Source organism: Flavobacterium sp. (genome assembly GCF_040382755.1).
Taxonomy (GTDB): domain Bacteria; phylum Bacteroidota; class Bacteroidia; order Flavobacteriales; family Flavobacteriaceae; genus Flavobacterium.
This window is the reverse complement of sequence record NZ_JBEIET010000139.1, coordinates 1-4,464: the sequence shown is the minus strand read 5'-3', so window position 1 is coordinate 4,464 and position 4,464 is coordinate 1. Positions and strand designations below refer to the sequence as shown.

Here is a 4,464-nt window from a genome sequence, read left to right as displayed (position 1 = left end):
TTTAAATACCTTTTGTTTAAAATATTAAACACCCACAATCCAAAAAACTTGACTCTATGGCTTTTAATGTTTTGTACTGCTCTTAAAATTTTATAAAAATCCATATTATCTAATTATCATTATTTTTTTTACCGTAGTTTCAGCTGCATCGCTTGAAGAAACAAAAACCATATATATACCCGACGCTACTTTGTATTTTCCAAATGCAGTGGTATCCCATTCTACTGTTCCGCCTGAAGAGGTGGTTTCAAAAACTAAATTTCCTTCAATGTCTGTGATTTTCAAATTTACTTTGTCCATCAATCCGGAAATTTTTACTGTTCCTGAATATTCTGGTCGTACTGGATTTGGATATATGTACACGTTTTGTAAATCGTCGTCTCCTTTTGTGGCAGAACCTAAAAAAGAAACCAATCCTTTATCTGTAGCAAAAAACACTTCACCTGAAACCTCATCAATTTCAATATCTAACACATTGTTACTGGGTAATGGCGAATTATCTTTTGTAAATCTTCGTAAAGTGGTTTGTCCATTTGGACTAACCTGAAAAACTCCAGCATCTGCTATAGCTACCCATTTGTTGTTTGCGCCATCTACTTTAATATCCTGAATTACTTGTTGGTAAAACAATTCTTGAGCCAAATCGCCATCCTGAATGACAATATTTGTTGTGGTTAATGCTGTTTCGGAAATAAATCTGTCTACGCTATTTAAAATTCGTAACCCTTTAAACGTTCCAATCCAAAGTTGGTTTTTGTTATCCACCGCCACACATCGCACATCATTGTTGGGTAAATTCCCGTTTTCTTCGTTAATGATTATAAATTTATTATTGTATTTTTCATTAAAAGCCAATACACCTCCACCATACGTAGCGGTCCATTTTGTTCCGTTTTTATCAATGTCTATATTGCCATAATGCAATGCGGTGGAATTTTGAATTATTGCACTTAAATTATACGACTGCCAAGTATTACCATTTTTTAGGACTTTTATACCGTTGGCTACTAAAGCATTTGTAAGCCATAAATTACCCTCTTTGTCGTATTTCATTCCGTTAATTCGCACTGACACAAAGTTTTGATTTGGCGGCGGCAATAATACCGATTCTAAAAAATTGGTTTGATTGAATAAAAAAGGATTTGTTTTATTTGTAAATTTCAACAAACCACTGTGTCCAGAAGCTACAAAAACTTCACTGTTATTTCTTTGGTTTTCTACTATTGCAGCTAGCGTAACAGCACCTGCTACTTCGGTGTTTGGGATTTTAGTCCAACCCGTATTGGTGTTAAAAATACTTATGCCTTGTAATTTATAATCTGGCGTGTAGGTTCTGTCATAACTTCCGTGAGTTAGCCATAAATCGGTTTTGGTTTTGGTTACTTTAAAGGCTAAATCTTCAATAGGTCCGTTTGGTGATATGTTGGTAAATACACTAGAATTTGTAATGGTAGTTTCAAATAAACCGCTTTTTTTTGTTCCAATATATAACACGTTGTTTTTTGTAATGGCACATGTAAATGTATCTGGAAAATTAGGAATTGAATTAATTGAATTTACTAAAGTAAAATTTTGACTATAAAGTAAAATTTGGCTTTGATTGGTTATCGTTAAGTAAACAGAATCGGTTCTAAGTTTTAAACCATTTGTTACCATTTGCGAAAAAGGCACTGCAATATTACCAGAAAATTTATAGGTAATTCCGTTATTATTCATCGCTACTAATTGATTGTTAAACGTAACAATGCTCGACCAATTTAACGAATTAAAAACCGACCATTGCGAAAAATCGTATAAAAAAGGATTGGTTATACTTGCTTTTTTTATGCCTTGTGTTCGGGTTACAGCAAAAATTTCATTATTAAAAACTGTAGTTTGTAAAACATCTATAAATTCACCTGAATTTCCAATATAAAAACTGTTTTCAATTTCAAAATTAGACAACTTAATTACGCTAATACCGTATTGTGTAGACACGTACACTTTTCCGTTATGTTCGTAAAAATCGTTTATTTTTTTACTGTTGGCTGGCACTGGCACATCGGTAATAATATCTACTTTGTTTAATGTGGTGCCATCAGGTTTTATTAGAATAATTAATCCGTTTTTATTTCCAATTAAAGTATAGTTATTTGACGCGTGTAAAATAGCGGTAATTTCATCTGGTTTTACGTCGTTTATTGAAGTAAAAGTGGTTAAAATATTTGACGAAACGTCTTTGTTAAATACTGAATTTTTTGTACTGGAAAATACCTTTTGGTCAGAAATACAAACGTCTGTAATTTCATTGTATGAAAAATAGCCTTTCCATAATTTCTGTTGTGAAAACGAAAGTAATGAAAAACATAAAAATAAATAGGGAACTACTTTTTTCATTTGATAGGAATGGCTGTTTTTTGTTTGTGTGTTTGTACAAATATACATTAAACAAAATTATATTCTAATTATTGCGTTTACACGTTAATAATTTGCACTAATTGTTGTAGTTTTTCAAAATCCAACTGCATATTTCCATCAGATGTTGGCATATATCTTGCTTTTTCGCAGTTTTGCAACAGCCCAATAAAATCGTTTGTGTTTTCTGAAGAAATATTGTTTTCTTGAAACTTTTGGATAATGTTTTCTTTATTTAAATCTGCTTTTTCTAATCCAAATTTATACTCTAAAAATTCGGCAATTTTAAGTTCCATTTTCTGATAAAACACTTCCTTTTCTGTCAAATAGACTTGAATATCGTTTACAGAAAAATCCTTTTTTACAGATTTTATTTCTGTTTTTACCTCTTTATCCGTTTCCGATTTGTTTCTTTTTAATGCGAAAAACAATAAAGTCAATCCTGCTAAAGTAACAAGTCCAATAAAATGCATAAACGAAAATTCAAAACCAGAGGATTTATCACTTTTTTGAGATTTATTTTCCAATTTAGATTTTGAAACCGAGGTAACATTTGCTTGATTTTCTCCTTGAAGTACTTCTAAATCTATAGCTTCAGATGAAATGGTTTTGTAGGTTTTTGATTTGACATCAAAAAATGAAAAATACTGTGGTTTTAATTTGAAATCCCCTTTTTCTTGTGGAATAATGGTATAACTATCTTTAATTTTTCCAGAAATTCCATTCATATTTTCGTTCACAAATTCTTGATGTTGCGGCTCGTAAATTTCAAAATTAGCTGGTAAATTAGGTTTAGGGATCTCGAACAATTTTAAATTTCCAGTTCCAGAAACAATCAAGTCTAATTGTAAGGACTCGCCTGATTTTAAATTGTTTTTAGATACATTTGCTTGAAAATCAAAAGTTCCAACAGCACCTGTGAAGTTTTCGGGCTTTCCCTTTTCTGGCAAGGCAAGAACCTGAAGGTATTTCGTATTAGAAACAATTTCTCTTCTGGCCACATCATATTCTGGATCGCCAAAAAAGTCTACATCTCCTGTAGGATAACTTATGTTTAAGTCTAAAGTAATTGGTGATATTTGAAGTTTCCCAGTTTTTTGAGGATATAAAATGGCTTTCTTGAAAATCTTAGATTTATATACCCTATTGTTTACAACCATTCGCTCCCATCCGCCTTGCACATCTTCGGTTTGACTCCAAAAATTATTAAATTTTGTCACCATATTTTTATTTAACTCAATTTCTAAATTGGGTGCTAAATAAATGCGATAATTTACCTCAACAGGTTCGTTTACATAGGCGTTGGATTTACTAACTTCAACATCAATAAATAATAAATTATTAGCGCCAGAAATCGACTTGTTTGAGGAATTGGATTTAGAAGCAGTTGTTGTGTTTTGGTTTCTCTGTATGGCATCGGCAGCTTTTTCGTTGGAAACAGAAACGGCTACAGGTTTTGAAGCATAGGTTTTCCCATTAAATTTAATTGTTGCTGGAGAAATAAGTAATCTTCCTGCTTTGGCCGCCTGAATTACATAGGTATATACTTGTTGTATGGCATAATCCCCATTTATGTATTCTTCATTAGAAGAAACGTACGAACCACCTTTATTAAACCCATTAAAATTAGGAGGTGTGAAGTTTGAGCCTTCTTCGTTAAAAATATAAGTAACCTGAATCACTTCACCAATTTTAAGGTTCGTTTTTTCTGCTTTTACCTCTAATTTTACCTGTGAAAAGGAAAGAAAAGGGAAAAACAATAAGGTTAGTAGTATTTTTATTTTGTTATTCATTTTACCAATCTTTTTCTGTACTTGTTGTGTTCGTTTTTGTTTTATTTGCGTTTACTTTTTCCTGTACTTTTTTTTCTTCGTTGCTAATTGCTTTTAGCACGTTATCCATCCGTTGTTTGTTTGCGCTTGGTTTTTTTGGTTGACTTTTTTCTTTGTTTTTATTGTCTTGTTTGTCTTGTTTGTCTTTCTTGTCTTGTTGCTTTTTGTCTTTTTGGTTTTTTTTCTTGTTTTTATTTTTCGGATTTGGTTTTGGCGGATATTTTTTTAATAATTTTTT

2 protein-coding genes and 1 pseudogene are annotated in these 4,464 nt (G+C 31.5%); all 3 read right to left on the bottom strand.

What is annotated here, in order from left to right; genetic code table 11:
- Positions 1-105: 105 nt before the first annotated feature.
- Positions 106-2,376, bottom strand: a complete 2,271-nt coding sequence (gene porZ / locus ABWO04_RS09985; RefSeq protein ID WP_353079567.1) for a type IX secretion system anionic LPS delivery protein PorZ — start codon at positions 2,374-2,376, stop codon at positions 106-108.
- Between the two features lie 77 nt (positions 2,377-2,453).
- Positions 2,454-4,187, bottom strand: coding sequence for a BatD family protein (locus ABWO04_RS09980; RefSeq protein WP_353079566.1), 1,734 nt, complete (start codon positions 4,185-4,187; stop codon positions 2,454-2,456).
- A gap of 1 nt (position 4,188) precedes the next feature.
- Positions 4,189-4,464: pseudogene (locus ABWO04_RS09975) on the bottom strand (tetratricopeptide repeat protein); the annotation flags it as partial.

Coding starts and splice junctions, on each gene's coding strand:
- porZ (WP_353079567.1), bottom strand. CDS start 2,376: ATGAAAAAAGTAGTTCCCTATTTATTTTTATGTTTTTCATTACTTTCG.
- ABWO04_RS09980 (WP_353079566.1), bottom strand. CDS start 4,187: ATGAATAACAAAATAAAAATACTACTAACCTTATTGTTTTTCCCTTTT.